This window comes from Nitrobacter sp. CN101 (assembly GCF_055390255.1).
The window spans coordinates 3,945,606-3,963,626 of sequence record NZ_AP038833.1 but is presented as its reverse complement, the minus strand read 5'-3'; the positions used below and the strand labels follow the sequence as shown (position 1 = coordinate 3,963,626).

Genomic DNA, 18,021 nt, shown 5'->3' with positions numbered 1-18,021 from the left:
GGCGTCCTGCTTCGGAGGCTATGCCGGTGGACTTGACTGGCCGCTTGGACTGGGCAGGGGTTGGGCAATCGCCTTGCCGCCCGGTTGCGCCGGCGCGGTTTGTGCTGCTGGATGTTGTGGCTGGTGCGGGACCGGCGGCTTGCCGTTCGTCGAAGGCAGCGACTGCCCGCCAGGCGTTCCCTGTCTGTACCGAAAACCTCAAATCCGGCCATAGTGGTGGTGAAGTCCGCCCAGGATGGGGCGTGAACGAATGACACCGGTGTGCTGCACTGAGCGAGAGACCGGTGCATCCTTGTTCAAAGACCGATGCGTTCTGAAACGGTTGTAATAGTCAGCGTAAGATTTCAGGACCCGACGCAAATGTGCCTCGCCACAGATGATCGCGTGATCGAGACACTCGCGACGGATCGATCCAATCAGCCGTTCGGCATAACCATTCTGCCAGGGTGAGGCCGGTTCAATAGGCTTGTCCCGGATGCCTATGGCACGCAGTCGGCGTGTGACGACCGCACCGTAAATGCGATCACGGTCCCGGATCATGTAACCCGGAGCACCGTCCCAAGGGAAAGCCTCGGTGATCTGCCGAGCGATCCACTCCGCCGTCGGGTTGGCTGTGACGTTGATCCAGACGAGATCTCTGCGATCAATCCGTACAATCACGAAGCCGTAAGCAGTTTGAAGCCAATGGTCGGGACCACGAACAAATCCATGGCGGCAATATCCGGAGCGTGGTTTCGCAAGAAGGTCTTCCACCCCTGACTGGGCGGTCCACGTCGTTTCACCATGTACCTGGCGACGGTTGATTGGGCGACGCTAAATCCAAGCTTGAGCAGTTCGCCGTGGATGCGCGGCGCACCCCAAAGCAAATTCTCCATGCTCATCTGCCGGATCAGCGCGCGCAGGTCCGCTTCGATTTGCGGGCGACCACCCCGCCGCCGCGATTTCCACCGCCAGTAGCAGCGAAAGCCCGCCCGATGCCAACGCACGAGGGTTTCAGGTTGGACAATCGCGATAACCGTCAGGATTGATGGAAACCAGCGATACAGCTGGACGAAGAACCAGCGATCGCTGGTTGCGGGTCGAACACGGCCACGCCGCTTGCGCCGCAATACAATCAATGTCGAAGCACCGCATTCTCAGCTTCAAGCCGCAACTTCGACTTGAATGGCGAGGCCAGGACAGCCAGAACGAAACAGAGCAGCCCGATCATTCCACCAGCTTAGGCGATTCCATCACATCATCAACTCGGATGAGGTTTTCAGTACACACAGGTGACCGCGCATCCGACGGCCGAATGGATCGCCAATCAACTGACGGAGGCGTGTGGCTGGGAGCAGGCCCCTCGTTACCTGATCCGGGACCGCGATGGAGCTTACGGTAAGATATTCATCCGCCGCGTTCGATCCATCGGCATTCGAGATCGTCCGACGTCTCCTCGCTCACCGTGGCAAAATGCGTATGCTGAACGGCTGATCGGATCGATCCGCAGGGAATGCCTTGATCATATCGTGGTTTTCGGCGAACGCCATCTGCGCCACGTGCTGTTCTCGTCATGAGCTACTACAACGGAACGCGCACCCATTTGTCATTGAACAAGGACGCGCCGATGTCACGTGCCGCCGAGACAGCCGGACGCATTCTCTGTCGTCTGATCCTGGGCGGACTGCACCATCAATATGCCAGGATTTGATTTGCGGTAGGCACAGCCATGACGCGGTTGAAGCGGGCCCGCAGTGCACAGAAATGGGCGCAGCAAACAGGACCGGCGCACGCATATCCCCGGCCGAGGGCAGGCGCGCCATCGAGTCCATACCTGGACCTATCGGATGAGGTTATGTCTGAGCGCAGACGCGACGGTCTGGGTGCGGTTTGTGGTGTTCAGCTTGGCGCGAAGTTGACGTGCGATCTTGTCGACGAGGTGTTCTGAGACCTTCAGAATGACACCGATTTCCCAATCACTTTTTCCTTCCGCCATCCACTGCAGGATATCCATTTCTCGCGGAGTCAGATTCACTGGAGCTGAGTTATATTTTTGCGCGAGGGCTCGCGCGAAAGCGTGCATGGCGATCAGTTGTAGCTGTCGCCGCACCTTGGGGGGCACTTCAGCACGCTCGCTTGCCAGGGAAAAACCGGCGGTTTGACCATCAAGGGTGATCATCGGAACAGTGAATCCGCACCCGAGATTAAACTCGCGCGCTTCCCCCATGATGCGCGTTGGCGCTGGTGTGTTTCGATATGTTGGTTCAAGCTCGGACCATAGAAATGGCTCCGTAGAGGTGTTGACCCTATGGATGGTGGGATCGTCGAAAAGGTAACCTTGCGTGAAATAGCGCTCGCTCCACGCTTTCGGCCATTGATGCAAAACGACATTTGAGATTTGCTGCTCTGCAGTCATCCCTGGAACGGGAATGATGCCTGCGAGCACATGCGAAAAGCCGAACGGGCGCGCGACGTCAACAACGACATCGGCAATCTGTGCCAGGGTCGAGGCCTTATCGAGCCTTGTGATACAAGTTAGGGTATCATCCAGCGTCCGTCGCGACATACGTCCTCCAATCCTCTTGTTCGTCGCGGGCGGTGGTAATCAGAACCTGTTGTCAACGGATCAGCGCGGACGTCCAGTGCTGCTTGCGCAGCGCACGGTTCATCGTTGCGAATGAACTCCGGCTTCCCAATGTGCATATGGTTCCTCCGCTTTTTGCGATCTCGGTATCGCGGATAGATGACAGTTATGTTACGGAAATAGGACGCAATTAGCGAAGCGAACTAAGACTATCTGGCCGAATAGGAACGTAAAAGGTCGGGGGTCCTAGTCCCTTTTCTCGGCCTTGGTTCGATCCATGCTCCTTCATAAAATCGGTTCGTTAGGATTTGGAGAGGTTGTTATTGCAAACCTTGATCCTCCCTCACAATGAGACTTTCAAGCGACCCGACTATTTTCATGGCCTCGGTATGGCCAGCATGCATTTGTACCAGACCAAGACCCATCCCTGAAAGTGCAGCACCAATCACCTCGCGATCGAATCCCATCCCGTCAAACTCATCAACCAGCTTATTGATCGCGTCTATGAGCAGGTCGGCTTCTTTGCGACTGATCATATTTTCTAGCATCTCTTCTCTCTCCCCTTTGTCTAACCGGACGCGGCGGCTGATTTCTGAATGTCGATACTCCGCCGTCTGTTCGCCCAGCTCAATGCCACCCGGTTTCGGTTCACCTCAATGCAGACGTCGCCGTCTTCGATGCGGCGGCCTCTCCTCACCCCGCTAAGTGACTCTTGCCGGTTTGAGTACCGGTTGTTCTGTTATCTTCCCCTGTGATGATATCACCGCATAGTTGCGCTGGGTGGAGTGTGAGTCAAACGGCCCTGATTTTTATTCTGAAGTGGCGCTGCCCGCGCAGTTAATGCGCGAGGTGTTTGAGACGTTTGGGTATTGAGCTCGTCTGTTGAGATGTAGGTGGCCACCTAATACTGGTCCGCAAAAAGGCCCGCCGCAGAGAAGGAGGATCACCGGTATCGGCACCCCGATAAGCCAGAGCAGGATACCGCGTCCCATTACTGCCCGCCTCCGAAATACACGATGTAGACGACTACGAAGGCCGCGATGACGAGCGCCGTCCCAGCGACCAGCACGTTGCGCACGGTGGGGCCGCGCTCCGCGCCGCGGGCTTCCGTCGCCGTTTCCACAATGCGATCTCGTATCGAAAGGTGAAGGCATACGCAGGGTGCTGATTGACGGGCGATCGGGCGGTATTGTCCATGGGGCGCCCTCTAAGTCGGCGGGATTTATCGGCCACACCGATTGAAGACCCCCTTAACGGAACCGCTGAAACACGTCGCTTTCTTGCTTTGAAGCTGCTCTCGAACGGTAAGCTAGCGAAACGACTATTCCCGCCACGGTGCCATCAGTCATCAAGCCTGTTGTTTGGCGTGATCGACAGGACAGTCAGGACACGAAAATCTCGGCGCCACGAGGCGCAACGAGCGCCTATATAACTCGGTGCGGCAGTTCCGGATTGACGGGTCAAGCATCATTTTCTTTTGCGTTCTGGGAGTTCAGAGGGGCCTGTTTCGGTGCCTATTGCATGATCTGATAATGTTGGCCTTGAGGACAAGCTTGGAAGAGCGAGTGAATGCCTCGCGTGCGCTAGGTGGAGTGGACATGCACACACATTCAATAGACCAATGATCTTGGGGAGCGACATCGCTCCGCCACCCCCTGGCCTCAACCCAGCCACCGACGCCGATCAGGAAACACGAGCATCGGCGGTCAGCCAGCGCGAGACCTACCTTCTGGTGGGCGGCTGACCGACGTCTCTCTACGACTTGTTCCAGGGCGTCAAAGCCGGCGACCGAAGGACAGGCCTGCGGGATGGTTGGTAGCGTCCCTCGTTGAAACACATCCCTATCGCATGCGGCGGAAAGGCTTTGCGCCAACTATCTTGCTTCCGACCGCAGCGAGTCGAGATTGCTCAACGAGCCAACGGATCGCATCAAATCTGAGTTCGATCTCGACGCCGGGAGGCGTGGCACCATTTTGCACCCGGATTCTGATATTCCCTGATCACCTCGACGCTGCGCCTCATGAAGTTTGCGGCTCATGAAAGAGTATTTTTTGATGACTCCTGTGAACAAGGCTCCCCGACGCCGTGTTGCCTGAAGGCAGAGTCTTTCGTGTGTTGTTGTCCTGCGTGGCAGGGCGCTATCGAGCCCGTGCACGGCGTTTGCGCTTTCCCGGGCGGGCGGTTGCGTGTCGGTTTCTGACATATATGAGTACGTGACAGTTGGATGACTTAATATCATGTCGCAGCCCGATCCAAAAGGAAAAGCGAAATCAATCTACTTGAGAGATCATTCGCTTAGGGATGAGTCAGATCAAACCGGCCCCTCCGCCTTCGAAGCTTTCACTCTGGCCAATGGAATGGAAGCATTGCGGCCCGCGCACCCGGATGGTTTCTCTGTCGAGGAGGAACTCGCCGATGGCTGTCAGTTGAAGCAGCTCCCGCCATGCGCTGTCTTACCCTTCATCCATGGTGCCGCTATGCTTTTAGTTCGGCTTGGTGAAGCGATCATCCAGTGCATAGCCGGCGCCGCGCACGGTTCGGATCGGATCCTGTTCGCGGCCAGGATTGAGCTGTTTTCGCAGGCGGCCGATGTGGACGTCGACGGTGCGCTCATCAATATAGATGTCGCGGCCCCAGACGCTGTCGAGCAACTGGTCGCGACTGAAGACGCGGCCGGGACGCTCCAAGAAATATTCCAGCAAGCGATACTCAGTCGGGCCAAGGTCGATCGGCCGGCCCGCGCGGGTGACGCGGCGTTTTTCACGATCGAGCTCGATGTCGCCATAGGTCAGGACGATCACCACCCGCTCCGGACTAGCCCGGCGCAACAACCCCTTCACCCGCGCCAGTAGTTCCGGCACCGAAAACGGCTTGACGATGTAATCGTCGGCGCCGGTCACCAGCCCACGGACCCGTTCGCTCTCCCCGCCGCGCGCGGTCAACATTATGATCGGCAGCTGCTCGGTCTCCGGCCGTGACCGGAGTCGCCGGCATAGCTCAATGCCGGACAGGCCAGGCAACATCCAGTCGAGCAGGAGAAGCTCGGGCACGCGCTCCTTCAGCCGCGTATCAGCGTCGTCGCCGCGGCCAACTGTCTCAACCTCATAACCTTCGGCATCGAGGTTGTAGCGCAGGAGCGTGGTAAGCGCCTCATCGTCTTCAACCACAAGAATGCGTGCATTCATTGATCGTGCTCCCCTTAGTTCCCAAGCACGGTGGTAGCAAACGTCGTCATGTCACGCTTCGGACGGTTGTCCATGATCTGTTGGCCTTCGATAATGTAGAAAATGGTTTCCCGAACATTGGTGGCGTGATCGCCGATCCGCTCGATGTTCTTGGCACAGAACATCATGTGGATACCGAAGGAGATGTTGCGGGGAGATGAGAAGCTCACGGAACAGCGAGGTGCAAATCGCATCGACTTCCTCGTCGCTCCTCCAGCCGCCAGCAGGTCGTGCGTCGCATAGGCTTCGAGCATGGACTTGACCTGCGACAGCACGAGCTCGGTCATGTGTTCGAGACCGCGTATCGGATTCTGCAAGCGCGAACGATCCAGTAAAATGTAACATCACCCAGCCTGAAGGCGCTTAGCGCGCTAACGCGTTCGTATGGTCCGGCGGCCTCCATCGCGTCGCTCTGAATGGCTAAGCGTCGCGCATCGAAGTTTTATGGACGTTGGACAACAGTTATATGACAGTGACTTTTGTCCACAGCGTGCCGGGTCTCCCTGCCAACCCCGGCGGCGCGCCATCCAATCCACAATGATTCATTCCAGTAGGATAATGCTCGGTTGTAGAAATGACCGATTGGTCCCGCTTCGACGACGCGATCACGGCGTCCGACGGGAAGACGCTGCGTGCCCTGAAAGAGGCCGGCGAATAGGTCCTTGCGTTGCCGCCGAAGGTAGAGGCCGACGGCCATAGCGATTCGCGACGAAAGCCCTAAAGAATGCCGAGCGCGAGATGGAACGAATATGGATCGCGCGGGCGCAAGCCGCACAAACCCACGGGAGAAATAAGAACTTAATTCATTTCGATGTGTTAACGACTCATCACCGCACGGATCGTGGCTCGTATCGGTGAGGAGATAAGATTCAGCTCGCCGGGAGAACGCAATGGCGGTTGAAAAGGAACTCAAATTCCACATACCGGAGAGTAGCCTGAAGGCACTAAGGAAATTGCAGATTGCCGGCGGTAAGGTTGGGAACCGGACCGAGAGCGATCTGGTCTCGACCTATTTCGATACGGGAAAGCGTAAGCTGAAGCGGCATGGACTTTCGCTTCGCGTGCGGCAAGATGGTAAGAAGCATATCCAGACGGTCAAAGGGACGAACGGAGCACAGTTCGGCCGAGACGAATGGGAAACTGAGATAACGAACGACGTGCCCAACCTCGGCAAGGCCATTGGTACGCCGCTCGAGCAGTTCGCTCTAAAAAAATTGCAGCGCAAGCTGAAGCCGATCTTCAAGACGTTTGTCCATCGTATTACAATACCGGTCCGCATCAAACGCAGCGAGGTCGAGGTTACAATCGATCGTGGCAGCATCGTCGCCGGGCACCGATCGAGCCCGGTCAATGAGCTTGAGCTGGAACTGAAGAACGGTCGCCTCCCCGACTTGTTCCGAGTTGCAAACGCGATCGAGCGAAAGTCGGGCGCTGAGCTCGATCTACAGTCAAAAGCCGAACGGGGTTATGATCTCGCCGGTGGCAACGAGCACCGCGTCGCCATCGCTGAAGAGATCGAGCTGGACAACCACATGAGCGTGGATGAGGCATTCCGGGCCATCGCGCGCTCCGCTGTCCGGCATTTTTCCGGAAACGCCGAGGCGGTCCGCAACTCCAATCCGGAAGGCATTCACCAGATGCGGGTCGGACTGCGACGGTTGCGCGCGGAGATCTCGCTTTTTTCAAAGCTCATGTCTGGAGCAAACACGCAGAGAATCAAGGCGCAGCTGAAGTGGTTGACGGGCGAACTCGCTCCGGCGCGAGAACTCGACGTATTTGTGAACGAGAACATTAAGCCTGCGACGGGCGACACCCTGCTGCGTCGGGGCGGCCAGGCCATCAAACAGGAATTTTCCGAAAGGCGCGATCAGGCATTCGCGCGCGCAAGAAGGGCGCTCAACTCGGAGCGCTTTCGGAAGCTGCTGATCGATACGCTGCAATGGATCGAGTCAAGACAGACCATCATCACGACCGATAAAACGAGCATGCCGATCGACAAGTTCGCCGCCGATTTGCTCCATCGCCGCATCACGAAGCTGCGCAAGGACGGGCGCCACCTCAACAAAATGTCTCCCCATGCGCGGCATAAATTGCGCATCAGGGTGAAAAAGGTCAGGTATGCCGTCGATTTTTTCGGAACGCTCTTTCCTTCCAAGCGCGAGAAAAAGCAGCTTGCGCGTTTGTCCGGCCACTTAAAAAAGATTCAGGATGCCTTGGGAGCGCTCAACGATTTTGTTGCGCACCGGGAGATGGTTGTCGATGTAGCGCTCAGGGCGTCGCGTCGCCATCGGCGTGCCCTTGCCTTTGCGTCCGGCGTGGTGCTTGGTCGCGAGGATCAGGCGGTGAGACCGCTGATGAAGGTCGCTGCGAAGGAAGTGCGCGCGCTTCGCACGTTTTAGTGCGCGCCGCCGGCTTATGCTGTCCGTGCTGCAAAGCACCTTTGGCAACACTGCTATACGCCCAAGCGGTAGTCGGGGCCGACGATCCTGGGTTCGATTCGAGATCTGCCATCCAGTCTTCCGCAGGGATCACCCTAGGCTTGCCGAATTTGATCTGCGATCCGAGCATAGCCTCCTTCAGCCCGTGGAGCCGGCTGGAGCTCAAAGGCCTGTAGTACACTCCCAAACGCCTCGATCGGCACCATCTGACGCTGACCCGGAACCGCCTCAACGGCCATGCGACCGAACGAGCTACCAAAAAGCCATTTCCGAAATGGGGCCGCGAAAAACAAACGCGGTATCAAAATATGCCGCCGCATTGTCAGCTCAGAGCCACTCATCACCGCAAAAATGAATAAATGCTTCAGCGGTATATTCGTTTGATATCGTGGAGGCTTTTCGAAGTCACTCGATAGTCGCTTACAGCGTCTTGGCCCGCCTGAGCAACCACCAGATCAATGCTCCCGCGGCAGATCACTAGCAGTAACGCATACAAGGTGCCGCCGTCACCGTTCTGGAACGGCATGTCCTTGGTATTCATGCCGAAGAATCCAGTGACCAGCATCGAGGGCAGTATGCACGCGCTCAGGACCGACAGCGTGAACAGGCGGCGGTTGGTGATTGCCGTCATGCGGTCGGGCGATCTCGTCTTGCAGCAGTCGCGCGCGCTCATAGATCGCGTAAACTCGTAGTCGAGCGCGTCGAACTTCTGCGCGAGCTTCCGCATCGCAGACAGCAGGGTTTCGGATTCAACGTCCTCGCGCGTCTCCATGCAATGAAACAGCGCACGCATCTGCGACAACTGCCGTCGCGTGCGGATCGCCTGCAGCCGCACGGGGCCGAGCCGTAATCGCTCATCGTCGATCTCGCCGTGCAGCACATGATTCTCGAGGATGTCGAGCTCGTCGCCGAGACCCGTCGAATAACATCCGATTACATCGACAAATCGGTCGACGATCGCATCGAACGGCGACACCGGGATGCGAAACCCGCTGCCGCCATCAAGCGCACGCCTTGTGAGCTCGGTCGCGTGGAGTGGCTTGCGTCGAGCGGACCTTCGACGAGATCGCAAAGTGTACCCGTACGAGATTGTCGCCTTCCTGCAAGAACTCCTGATGCATGTCGGGCAAAATGCCGGCGATGTCCTCGCCGAAAATATTCGGAGATGCTCGTCGGCACCAGGAGGGTTTCACGCGCGACATCGGACAGCGGCGCGCTCCTGGAGAGCCGGTCGTGGCAACGACGGTTAGACAGATTGAGATGCAGCCACAACCAGCTGTGCGAATTGGCGAGTTCCGCATAGGTTGGCGATGTCAAACTTCGACGCGGAGTCGTCGTCCGCGAAACGATAGACGGACATGATGCCGATGTCGGGGAGAGCCTGTTTGTCCATCCGCGAAGCTGACGCAACGTTCTAGGCTCAGGACTCATTGATCAGAGCCAAAAGATGACGGCTGGAGCGATGCAGATGGCAGACATGAAGGTATGTGAGCATCGATCGTAGCGGGTGTGGATGCGGCGCCAGTCCTTGAGCCTGCCGAACGCATTTTCGATCTTGTGTCGTTGGCGATAGAGCATGCGGTCATGTTCGATCGGCTTTGCGCGGCTGGCCTTCGATGGGATGCAGGCCGTGATGCCGCGGGCCGCGAGCGGCTGGCGGAACCAGTTGGCGTCGTAGCCCTTGTCGCCAAGCAACTGCTTCCCGGGCGGCAGCGCATCGATCATCAAGGCCGCCCCCTTATAATCGCTCATCTGGCCTTCGCTGAGCAGCATGATGACAGGGCGTCCCTGACCGTCGCAGACGGCGCGCAGCTTGGAGTTCAAGCCGCCCTTCGTGCGCCCGATACATCGGGGAACAGGTCCTTTTTTAAAAGGCTGGCGGCGGTGCGATGCGCCTTCAGATGCGTCGCATCGATCATCAGGAGAGAGGGCTTGCCACCTTTGCGTGCCAGCTCGGCAAAGATATTGTTGAACACGCCGAGCCGGCTCCAGCGCACGAACCGGTTATAGATCGTCTTATGCGGACCATAGCCGGGCGGCGCATCGCGCCAGCGCAGACCGTTTCTGATGACGAAGACGATGCCGCTGATCACCCGTCGACCCTCGCAATCCCGTGCGACAGCGGAAAATACGGCTCAATCCGGCGCATCTGCGCCTCCGACAGCAACAACAAATCGGCCATGGCGATGTCCCCCAAACATCACCATTGAATCAACCCGCCAGTCCTCTCGCAACAGATTTAATGGGTCCTGAGCCTAGGGCTCTGATGGTCAATATTCGCTAAGACCTGGTGGCTTCAGTTGAAGGTAATTCGGTGACGCTGTCGACGGATACTGCACGGCACTGACCATGTCGATGATTTGTAATGCAGTGCGCCTAGTGCTCCACTTCTTGTTCGATCACTATCACGTGGCTCGTATCGGGAGGATCGCTCTCTTGCAAGCGCACGGAATCGCCCCTGTTTGTTCTTGCGCTGTCGTATTTCTGTAATGGAACCCTTTTAGAGGTGCGCCCCAGTTAAGATAGAACTGGGGGGGGTCTGATGCTGCCGCGTGGAAAAACGAATGCCGATGCAATTTCTCGGGAAGGGTCATTTCGTCACGAGTACGCAAAATTCACATCGGTAAGCACAAAGTTGCTTCTTGGAGCGATCGCTCTTGTCGGCGCAGTCAGCACTGCGCACGCGAGCGCACAGACCGTGACTCCGGAACAGGTCGAAGATTTGCAAAAGCAAATTAGCGTGCTGGAAAAGAAGCTCGAAAGCGTTCAGCACAACACTTTCCTGAACGCCAGCGCCGGTTATATGCCGACAAAGGGGACATTCGCACCACCGGACGTTCTGATGACAATGAAAGGCGGCGCTCCCCGCTTCTGCACCGCCGATGGATACAACTGCGTCGGCATCACCGGCCGCCTGCACTTCGATGTCGGGGGCTATAACTACACGCCGAATTCGGCTGCAACCGTGCCGCAGGATCTGCAGGACGGCGTCAACGCACGCCGCGCCCGTATCGGCCTCGTCGGCGTATTCGCGCGCGACTGGACATATGCGTTGATCGGCGAATTCGGCGGCTCTCAGGACGGCACGGGGACGATCAACAACGCCTTTGTGTCATACAAGGGCTTCAAAAACACGAGCATCGACATCGGCTATATGAAAGTGATGTGGAGCCTCGAACAGGCCACCAGTTCGAACAACATCACATTCATGGAGCGCTCCTCTGCGCAGGTGATGGCTGCCGACCTCAGCGCCGGCGGCCAACGCGCCGCCGTCGGGGTGATCAAATACGACCAATGGTGGTGGGCCGCCGCCTACCTGACGGGACCCGAGCGCGCCTCTGATCACACGCTGCGCGCACCCTATTCAGCGGTTGGCCGTCTGGTTTTCACGCCGATCAACACTGATGTCGCGACCTTCCTGTTCGGCGGCGACGTGCTCTATCTCGCCAACACCGGCGGCGTCCCTGGCGTCAATGACATCCGGTTGCGCGAACGCATCGAACTTCGCATCGATCCGACCCGGGTGCTCGACACCCATAACATTGGCAATGTCGATGACGTGCGGGTGCTGAGCGCCGAAGTCGGCGGCGCCATCGGCCCTTTCCATGCCCAAGGCGAATGGTTCGACTACAGCGTCTCCCGCTTCGGGGGGCCCTCCGACCTTCATTTCGCGGGAGGTTACGTTCAGGCCGGCTACATCCTCACCGGTGAAAAGCGCAAATATCTCCAACATGACGCTGCGTTCGGCGGTGTGCACCCTACCAATCCCTTTTTCTGGGATGTGGCAGGCGGCATCGGCGCATGGGAGATCGCGGCGCGCTACAGCTACATGGATCTCAACGACAAAACAGTGTTCGGCGGCAAGCAGGAAAACATCACCGTCGGCCTCAACTGGTATCTCAACGACAACATGCGCGTGATGTTCAACTGGATTCACGGCACGATGGGGAAAACCAACCTTGCCAATCAGGATCTCGGCGCCAAGTGGGACGCCTACGCAATGCGCACCCAGTGGGCATTTTGAAACCCATATAAGGCAAACCCATATTCGCAGATCGTCCACTTGCGAGGTCATCAATCTACCGAGCGGGATGGCGGCGCCTCGGGAGCCGCGTCGAACAGAAACGGAAGCGGGACATCTCATTTGTCGTCGCCCCCCTTCCGCGATCTTGCTCTTTTTGAGCAACCGCAATTCCAGCGCTTGCTCCGCGACGACTTTTAGGTATCTCGGTCCGTTACTGATGTGATCGTTGATATTTAGTCCCGGCAAAGTCCGGGAAACCATTGGTGATGATCAAGCGCTTGAACAGCGACCGCAATTCCAGTGTGACGGAACACGATTCACAAAATCGGCTCTGAGCTCACGTGCTCAGAGCCGAGGCCAAGCTCTAACAGCTCGGGTCATTCGTGAAGGTGCAGCGTTCGTGGAAGACGATGCGGTAGCCCGGGCCGGTATAAGCCAGCGCATATCCGCGGCGAAGGTCCGTCGGGTTATACCCGCGGGCGTAGTTGTAGGCCTGGTAAACGCGATCATCAGCCCGACGAGCTTTGCCGCTTTCGTTATTCCACGGAGCAGCGAGCGCCGCAGTACTCAGCATCGTTGTCGCACAAATCGCAATCAATAGGTATTTCATTACCATGCTCCATCACGATCGAGGGGAACGCGGGGTTTATTTTATCTATTCATTGAGTCTGTCACATTTCTGTAATAGAATTTTTTTATAATTTGGTGCCAAAGCTACGTCAATTTAAAGCGAGGCTCTGAGTCTGCGACAGAAAATCGCGGGAAGGTTGTTCGACGAGCTCAAAAAATTGCACCGGTAAGCACAAGAGTTGCTTCTTGGAGCGATCCGGCGTTGTCGGCCCAGTCAGCACCGCACAAGCGAGCGGACAGACCGTGCCCCCGGAGCAGGTCGAAGATCTGCAAAAGCAAATTCTAGTGCTTGAAAAGAAACTCGAAAGCGCTCAGCAGAAGACTTTCCTGAACGCCAGCCTAACGGCATGCAAGGCCTCCGCAGGTCCGCGGCCAAAGGCTTCAGGCCGCCTGACCGATGGGCTCTACTCCACATGCGGCGCGGAAAATGTCAGTCTAGCAAATTGGGGGCTTACGCGTAAGCGTGATTGGCTGGTTCAAACGGCGTCGTATCGCCGACGGTAAAGGCCCTAGCGGATTTCACGCGCGTCGCGAAAGCTCAGAATCTTGCACTCAACTACGCCGGGCGCTCGTATAGCATCGCCGCCATTGCTTGGCTCTTCGGAATGGCTTTGCGATTAAACTTGGCCTTCGATGGGAGATCGATCAAATCGATGTTGTCGAATGCTTCGATCCAGGCCAGTCCACGGTGGGCCAGGCTGGATGAGCCAGACAGGATTGCTACCTGTCCCTACCGTAAATCCAATCCTGCTGGCAGTTGATCGAGAATCGGGCGATGCTGCTGCTCGATGTTGGATTTGTGCAGACTGATCTTTGGAATGGTGATCGACCTGCTGCGGTCGCGCGTTGTGCTCGAGGCAGAAATTCTGGTCTTGCGGCAATAAATCAATGTGCTGCGGCGAACCCGTCCCAGGAGACCTATCTTCATCTCGATCGACAGACTGATCTTGGGAGGTGTCTGCCGATTGTTTCCTAAGATCTATGATGCCCTGGCGATTGTCCGACCGGACACTGTGATCCGTTGGCATCGTGCCGGTTTCAGATCGTATTGGCGCTGGAAATCGCGACGCCGTTGCGGCCGACCGACGGTGCCGTTGGACATTCGCCGGCTGATCCGCGAGATGAGCGTCGCCAACCCGTTGTGGGGAGCGCCGAGAATCCATGGTGAGCTTCTCAAGCTTGGCATCGAGATCGGCCAGACCAGTGTGGCCAAGTATATGGCGCGGAGGAGGGCCCCGCCGTTGCAGGGTTGGAAGACGTTCCTTCGTAACCATGCTGACGGTATCGCGGCGATGGACCTGTTCGTGGTGCCGACAATCTCGTTCCGACTGCTCTATGGGTTGCTGATCATGGGCCACGGCCGGCGGCAGATTCTGTGGTTTGGGGTGACCGCGCATCCGACGGCCGAATGGATCGCCAACCAACTGACGGAGGCGTGTGGCTGGGAGCAGGCCCCTCGTTACCTGATCCGGGACCGCGATGGAGCTTACGGTAAGATATTCATCCGCCGCGTTCGATCCATCGGCATTCGAGATCGTCCGACGTCTCCTCGCTCACCGTGGCAAAATGCGTATGTTGAACGGCTGATCGGATCGATCTGCAGGGAATGCCTTGATCATATCGTGGTGTTTGGCGAACGCCATCTGCGTCACGTGCTGCTCTCGTACATGAGCTATTACAACGGCACGCGCACCCATTTGTCCTTGAACAAGGATGCGCCGAAATCACGCGCCGCCGAGACAGCCGGACGCATTCTCTGTCGTCCGATCCTGGGCGGACTGCACCATCAATATGCCCGGATTTGATTTGCGGTAGGCACAGGTGCCGAGCTGATCTTCTTGACGGATGCAACCTTGGCGGCCTCGGTCGACGCACGGCGCGCGGACTTAGCCCGCTTGGGCGCCACCGTTGGTCGAGATGCAATTTTGCGGGATTGTGATTTGGTCATGTGACGGCTCCGGTTGTTGCAGCATCATCGCTGCCACCACCGAAGCCCCGTCACGGCAAACGCACCGGCGGGGCGGACTATTAAGGGGCCGAAAAAGGCACTCAATGCGCCGACAGTACCCCTCCAATCGAACAGCAATGCCAGTGGTTTCTGAGCAATTTTGTTACAAATTCCATGTCGCCGATCGACGACAGCATTTAAGTTTCAGAAGCGCTCCGACACTAGACCACTCGGAAGTTTCTATTGATGCGGCAAGAGCAGCGGCAATTCGTCAGGCTCATAACCTGAAGGTCATAGGTTCAAATCCTATCCCCGCAACCACTTTTACCGAACTATGATCGACCTTCCCCGCAAACGGCTGAGCGCGTCATCCAGGTGCTTGCTAGAAGCACCATCAGAACGGGAACGAAGCGGGCCGCGTGTCATGGTAAGTCCATGGCACCGAGCGGGATCTAGTCATCTGGAATGCAAGTTCGTCACATAAAAGAGCGCTGGGACCTCTGGGGGGAGAGCGCTTGTGGCGAATGCAGGTATGAGAGGCCGGCCGATCGAGCCGTTGATGCTGAGTGTGTGAATCGGCACGGGGGTCAGATCGCTGCAGGTGCCGGCAGTAACGCGATAAAGACAATCGGAAAAAGCCGGTCGGAGTGGGGTCACGATCGGCCCCTATCGTGATCCCACTCCGACGTAGATTCCGTTACTTGTCACGAGGAGTTACCGCTGTAGCTTCAAGGGGCATTGTTCAACGCCGGTTTACAGGCGATCAGGGGAATGAAGGCGCGCACGCCCGGCGTGAAACGGGCGATGAAGACGCTCTTGTCGCCGTGCCGGGCGAAAAACTCTTCGCTACGCGCGATCAGCTCCGGGTGCCGGTTGAGCGGCCAGCATTCGGGGATTTCGCGGTGATAGCGATGGCCGATCCAGAAGGAGAGACCGTCACCGAAAATCGCGCCGATGGTGGCCGCGCCAAGCAGTGGTCACAATTTTACGACCCCGCTCGGCACCAATGCGCTGACTGCTAGGATCGCGGCCGTGCCGGGGATGAAGGCGCCAATGACGGGGATAGATTCCGACAGCGCAAGGAGGAGTATCGCCGCATAGGCCAGATGCGGATAGGCAGCGATGATCGCGATGACTCAGCAAAGAAGGACGCCACCATTCCTGCGCGCTCCTACAGGATGGAGGTGACGAACCGATCAAGGCGCGTCCCTTCCCGATAGAGCGTGCGGACCAGAATGGCGGCGATGATTCCCGTTGTGGCTCCTCCGAGGACATCGCCGACATAGTGCGTGCCGATATAGACTCGGGAGATCGCGATCAGGGCTGCGGCAGTAAGGAACCAAAGTCCCATTTGCCGCCTTCCGTGCAACAGGAATGCCGCCATGATGGCGAAGGTGGCAGTCGCATGGTCAGAGGGGAAGGACGGATCGGCACTGGGGTTGATCAGCAGATGCGAGATGCCACCGTCGTATGGCCGTATCCGATGGACGAGCAACAGAATGAGTTGATTGATCGCAAGACCGAGCAGGAAGGAAAGGCCGGTCGCGACGAGAATGTGCCTGTTGTGCGGCCTATCCGGTCTTCGCCACCATTGGGCGGCAACGGCGACCACGAGCAGCGGCACACCGATGGCCGACACCCAGACCATCGCAAAATCGGCGAGGGCACTTGTTCCTGCGAGACCGTTGATGGCGCGGGTTGCGGCAGCGTCGAGATTATATAGTTGCACGCTATTTCCTCTTCTTGTTGTTGGCGCCCCGAATGCCGGCGCACGCGTTGGCGATTTATTCCGCAAGAGATGTGGCGGGATTCCGTTATCGTCCTCGGACACGCAGAAGTCCTAGAACAGTCAGCGCAGCGAAAGCCGCGCCCGCGAGAAACGTCCCGGCAGGCCCGGCTACATCCCAGAGTGCTCCGGCAATCACGCTAGCGGCGAGCTGTCCCTATCGGAAACCTAATCCAGCTGGCACGTGAGGCCGAATCGCGCGATGCTTCTGTCTTATGAGAGAAGCTTGCAGCCTGGTCTGGTCAGTGCTGGTGTTGTTGTTCCGGTCGCGGGCCTCGCTGGAAGCCGAGATCCTGATGTCCCTACCGTAAATCCAATCCTGCTGGCAGTTGATCGAGGGCGATGCTGCTGCTCGATGTTGGATTTGTGCAGACTGATCTTTGGAATGGTGATCGACCTGCTGCGGTCGCGCGTTGTGCTCGAGGCAGAAATTCTGGTCTTGCGGCAATAAATCAATGTGCTGCGGCGAACCCGTCCCAGGAGACCTATCTTCATCTCGATCGACAGACTGATCTTGGGAGGTGTCTGCCGATTGTTTCCTAAGATCTATGATGCCCTGGCGATTGTCCGACCGGACACTGTGATCCGTTGGCATCGTGCCGGTTTCAGATCGTATTGGCGCTGGAAATCGCGACGCCGTTGCGGCCGACCGACTGTGCCGTTAGAAATTCGCCGGCTGATCCGCGAGATGAGCCTCGCCAATCCGTTGTGGGGAGCGCCGAGAATCCATGGTGAGCTTCTCAAGCTTGGCATCGAGATCGGCCAGACCAGTGTGGCCAAGTATATGGCGCGGAGGAGGGCCCCGCCGTCGCAGGGTTGGAGGATATTCCTTCGCAACCATGCTGACGGTATCGCCGCGATGGACCTTTTCGTGGTGCCGACAATCTCGTTCCGACTGCTCTATGGGTTGCTGATCATGGGCCATGGCCGGCGGCAGATTCTGTGGTTTGGGGTGACCGCGCATCCGACGGCCGAATGGATCGCCAACAAATGACGGAGGCGTGTGGCTGGGAGCAGGCCTCTCGTTACCTGATCCGGGACCGCGATGGCGCCTACGGCGAAATATTCATGCGTCGGGTTCGGTCCATCGGTATTCGCGACCGCCCGACGTCTCCTCGCTCACCCTGGCAAAATGTATGCGCCGAACGGCTGATCGGATCGATCCGCAGGGAATGCCTTGATCATGTCGTGGTGTTTGGCGAACGCCATCTGCGTCACGTGCTGCTCTCGTACATGAGCTATTACAACGGCACACGCACCCATTTGTCATTGAACAAGGACGCGCCGAAATCACGCGCCGCCGAGACAGCCGGACGCATTCTCTGTCGTCCGATCCTGGGCGGACTGCACCATCAATATGCCCGGATTTGATTTGCGGTAGGCACAGGACAGCACCATTCCCGAAAAT

At 57.7% G+C, this 18,021-nt stretch carries 19 protein-coding genes, 1 tRNA gene and 2 pseudogenes; 9 read left to right on the top strand and 13 right to left on the bottom strand.

Features of this window, described 5'->3' with window-relative positions:
• Positions 1-198: 198 nt before the first annotated feature.
• Both ACZ5IL_RS19775 and ACZ5IL_RS19770 read right to left on the bottom strand, forming a co-directional pair.
• Positions 199-660, bottom strand: coding sequence for an integrase core domain-containing protein (locus tag ACZ5IL_RS19775; RefSeq protein WP_464594159.1), 462 nt, complete (start codon positions 658-660; stop codon positions 199-201).
• Positions 657-1,118 (bottom strand): hypothetical protein, encoded by a 462-nt coding sequence (locus tag ACZ5IL_RS19770; RefSeq protein WP_464594158.1) that lies wholly within the window; start codon positions 1,116-1,118, stop codon positions 657-659. Before ACZ5IL_RS19770 ends, ACZ5IL_RS19775 begins: the two co-directional genes overlap by 4 nt.
• 153 nt (positions 1,119-1,271) lie before the next feature.
• Between ACZ5IL_RS19770 and ACZ5IL_RS19765 the strand changes: the two genes are divergently transcribed.
• Together ACZ5IL_RS19765 and ACZ5IL_RS19760 are read left to right on the top strand one after the other, a co-directional pair.
• The gene (locus tag ACZ5IL_RS19765; protein WP_464594156.1) at positions 1,272-1,556 is read left to right on the top strand and encodes an integrase core domain-containing protein; all 285 of its coding nucleotides are present in this window, start codon (positions 1,272-1,274) and stop codon (positions 1,554-1,556) included.
• Complete coding sequence (locus ACZ5IL_RS19760) at positions 1,553-1,690, top strand: hypothetical protein (protein ID WP_464594154.1); 138 nt, start codon at positions 1,553-1,555, stop codon at positions 1,688-1,690. Before ACZ5IL_RS19765 ends, ACZ5IL_RS19760 begins: the two co-directional genes overlap by 4 nt.
• Positions 1,691-1,819: 129 nt before the next feature.
• Here the strand turns inward: ACZ5IL_RS19760 and ACZ5IL_RS19755 are convergent, their stop codons facing one another.
• From ACZ5IL_RS19755 to ACZ5IL_RS19745, 3 genes are all read right to left on the bottom strand, one after another.
• Complete coding sequence (locus ACZ5IL_RS19755) at positions 1,820-2,545, bottom strand: helix-turn-helix transcriptional regulator (RefSeq protein ID WP_464594152.1); 726 nt, start codon at positions 2,543-2,545, stop codon at positions 1,820-1,822.
• A 338-nt stretch (positions 2,546-2,883) separates the two neighbouring features.
• Positions 2,884-3,111 (bottom strand): hypothetical protein, encoded by a 228-nt coding sequence (locus ACZ5IL_RS19750; RefSeq protein ID WP_464594150.1) that lies wholly within the window; start codon positions 3,109-3,111, stop codon positions 2,884-2,886.
• 443 nt (positions 3,112-3,554) lie between these two features.
• Entirely contained in the window at positions 3,555-3,686 is a 132-nt protein-coding gene (locus tag ACZ5IL_RS19745; protein WP_464594148.1) for a hypothetical protein, read from the bottom strand.
• A gap of 498 nt (positions 3,687-4,184) precedes the next feature.
• Between ACZ5IL_RS19745 and ACZ5IL_RS19740 the strand changes: the two genes are divergently transcribed.
• Positions 4,185-4,307, top strand: coding sequence for a hypothetical protein (locus ACZ5IL_RS19740; protein ID WP_464594146.1), 123 nt, complete (start codon positions 4,185-4,187; stop codon positions 4,305-4,307).
• A 739-nt stretch (positions 4,308-5,046) separates the two neighbouring features.
• On the opposite strand, the gene phoB is transcribed toward ACZ5IL_RS19740, so the two are convergent.
• Both phoB and ACZ5IL_RS19730 read right to left on the bottom strand, forming a co-directional pair.
• On the bottom strand, positions 5,047-5,748 hold the full coding sequence (phoB, locus tag ACZ5IL_RS19735; RefSeq protein WP_464594144.1) for a phosphate regulon transcriptional regulator PhoB: 702 nt from the start codon (positions 5,746-5,748) through the stop codon (positions 5,047-5,049).
• 14 nt (positions 5,749-5,762) lie between these two features.
• Positions 5,763-6,092: pseudogene (locus ACZ5IL_RS19730) on the bottom strand (phosphate signaling complex PhoU family protein); the annotation flags it as partial.
• Positions 6,093-6,677: 585 nt separating this feature from the next.
• On the opposite strand from ACZ5IL_RS19730, the gene ACZ5IL_RS19725 reads away from it, so the two are divergent.
• A complete protein-coding gene (locus ACZ5IL_RS19725) occupies positions 6,678-8,186 on the top strand; it encodes a CYTH and CHAD domain-containing protein (RefSeq protein WP_464594142.1) in 1,509 nt (502 codons plus the stop codon).
• Positions 8,187-8,589: 403 nt separating this feature from the next.
• On the opposite strand, the gene ACZ5IL_RS19720 is transcribed toward ACZ5IL_RS19725, so the two are convergent.
• The 3 genes and pseudogenes from ACZ5IL_RS19720 to ACZ5IL_RS19710 form a co-directional block, all read right to left on the bottom strand.
• On the bottom strand, positions 8,590-9,297 hold the full coding sequence (locus tag ACZ5IL_RS19720) for a CorA family divalent cation transporter (RefSeq protein WP_464594140.1): 708 nt from the start codon (positions 9,295-9,297) through the stop codon (positions 8,590-8,592).
• Positions 9,227-9,427 carry a hypothetical protein gene (locus ACZ5IL_RS19715; protein ID WP_464596986.1) on the bottom strand — a complete coding sequence of 67 codons (201 nt, stop codon included), beginning with the start codon at positions 9,425-9,427 and terminating at the stop codon, positions 9,227-9,229. The genes ACZ5IL_RS19720 and ACZ5IL_RS19715 overlap by 71 nt, the downstream gene beginning before the upstream one ends.
• 232 nt (positions 9,428-9,659) lie before the next feature.
• Positions 9,660-10,407, bottom strand: a pseudogene (locus ACZ5IL_RS19710) (IS5 family transposase).
• Positions 10,408-10,923: 516 nt separating this feature from the next.
• Here ACZ5IL_RS19710 and ACZ5IL_RS19705 point away from each other — a divergent pair.
• Positions 10,924-12,249: an OprO/OprP family phosphate-selective porin gene (locus ACZ5IL_RS19705; protein ID WP_464594138.1), complete on the top strand. Its 1,326-nt coding sequence runs from the start codon at positions 10,924-10,926 to the stop codon at positions 12,247-12,249.
• A gap of 364 nt (positions 12,250-12,613) precedes the next feature.
• Here the strand turns inward: ACZ5IL_RS19705 and ACZ5IL_RS19700 are convergent, their stop codons facing one another.
• Positions 12,614-12,859 (bottom strand): hypothetical protein, encoded by a 246-nt coding sequence (locus ACZ5IL_RS19700; RefSeq protein WP_464594136.1) that lies wholly within the window; start codon positions 12,857-12,859, stop codon positions 12,614-12,616.
• A 985-nt stretch (positions 12,860-13,844) separates the two neighbouring features.
• On the opposite strand from ACZ5IL_RS19700, the gene ACZ5IL_RS19695 reads away from it, so the two are divergent.
• Both ACZ5IL_RS19695 and ACZ5IL_RS19690 read left to right on the top strand, forming a co-directional pair.
• Positions 13,845-14,684 (top strand): integrase core domain-containing protein, encoded by an 840-nt coding sequence (locus ACZ5IL_RS19695; RefSeq protein ID WP_464594134.1) that lies wholly within the window; start codon positions 13,845-13,847, stop codon positions 14,682-14,684.
• Between the two features lie 390 nt (positions 14,685-15,074).
• Positions 15,075-15,148 (top strand) — tRNA-Met (locus ACZ5IL_RS19690).
• A gap of 407 nt (positions 15,149-15,555) precedes the next feature.
• On the opposite strand, the gene ACZ5IL_RS19685 is transcribed toward ACZ5IL_RS19690, so the two are convergent.
• Positions 15,556-15,747, bottom strand: a complete 192-nt coding sequence (locus ACZ5IL_RS19685) for a DedA family protein (protein ID WP_464596947.1) — start codon at positions 15,745-15,747, stop codon at positions 15,556-15,558.
• A 251-nt stretch (positions 15,748-15,998) separates the two neighbouring features.
• Complete coding sequence (locus tag ACZ5IL_RS19680; RefSeq protein ID WP_464594132.1) at positions 15,999-16,556, bottom strand: phosphatase PAP2 family protein; 558 nt, start codon at positions 16,554-16,556, stop codon at positions 15,999-16,001.
• Between the two features lie 589 nt (positions 16,557-17,145).
• Here ACZ5IL_RS19680 and ACZ5IL_RS19675 point away from each other — a divergent pair.
• Together ACZ5IL_RS19675 and ACZ5IL_RS19670 are read left to right on the top strand one after the other, a co-directional pair.
• Positions 17,146-17,607 carry a hypothetical protein gene (locus ACZ5IL_RS19675; protein ID WP_464594130.1) on the top strand — a complete coding sequence of 154 codons (462 nt, stop codon included), beginning with the start codon at positions 17,146-17,148 and terminating at the stop codon, positions 17,605-17,607.
• Positions 17,604-17,984 (top strand): integrase core domain-containing protein, encoded by a 381-nt coding sequence (locus ACZ5IL_RS19670; RefSeq protein WP_464594128.1) that lies wholly within the window; start codon positions 17,604-17,606, stop codon positions 17,982-17,984. The genes ACZ5IL_RS19675 and ACZ5IL_RS19670 overlap by 4 nt, the downstream gene beginning before the upstream one ends.
• Positions 17,985-18,021: the final 37 nt, after the last annotated feature.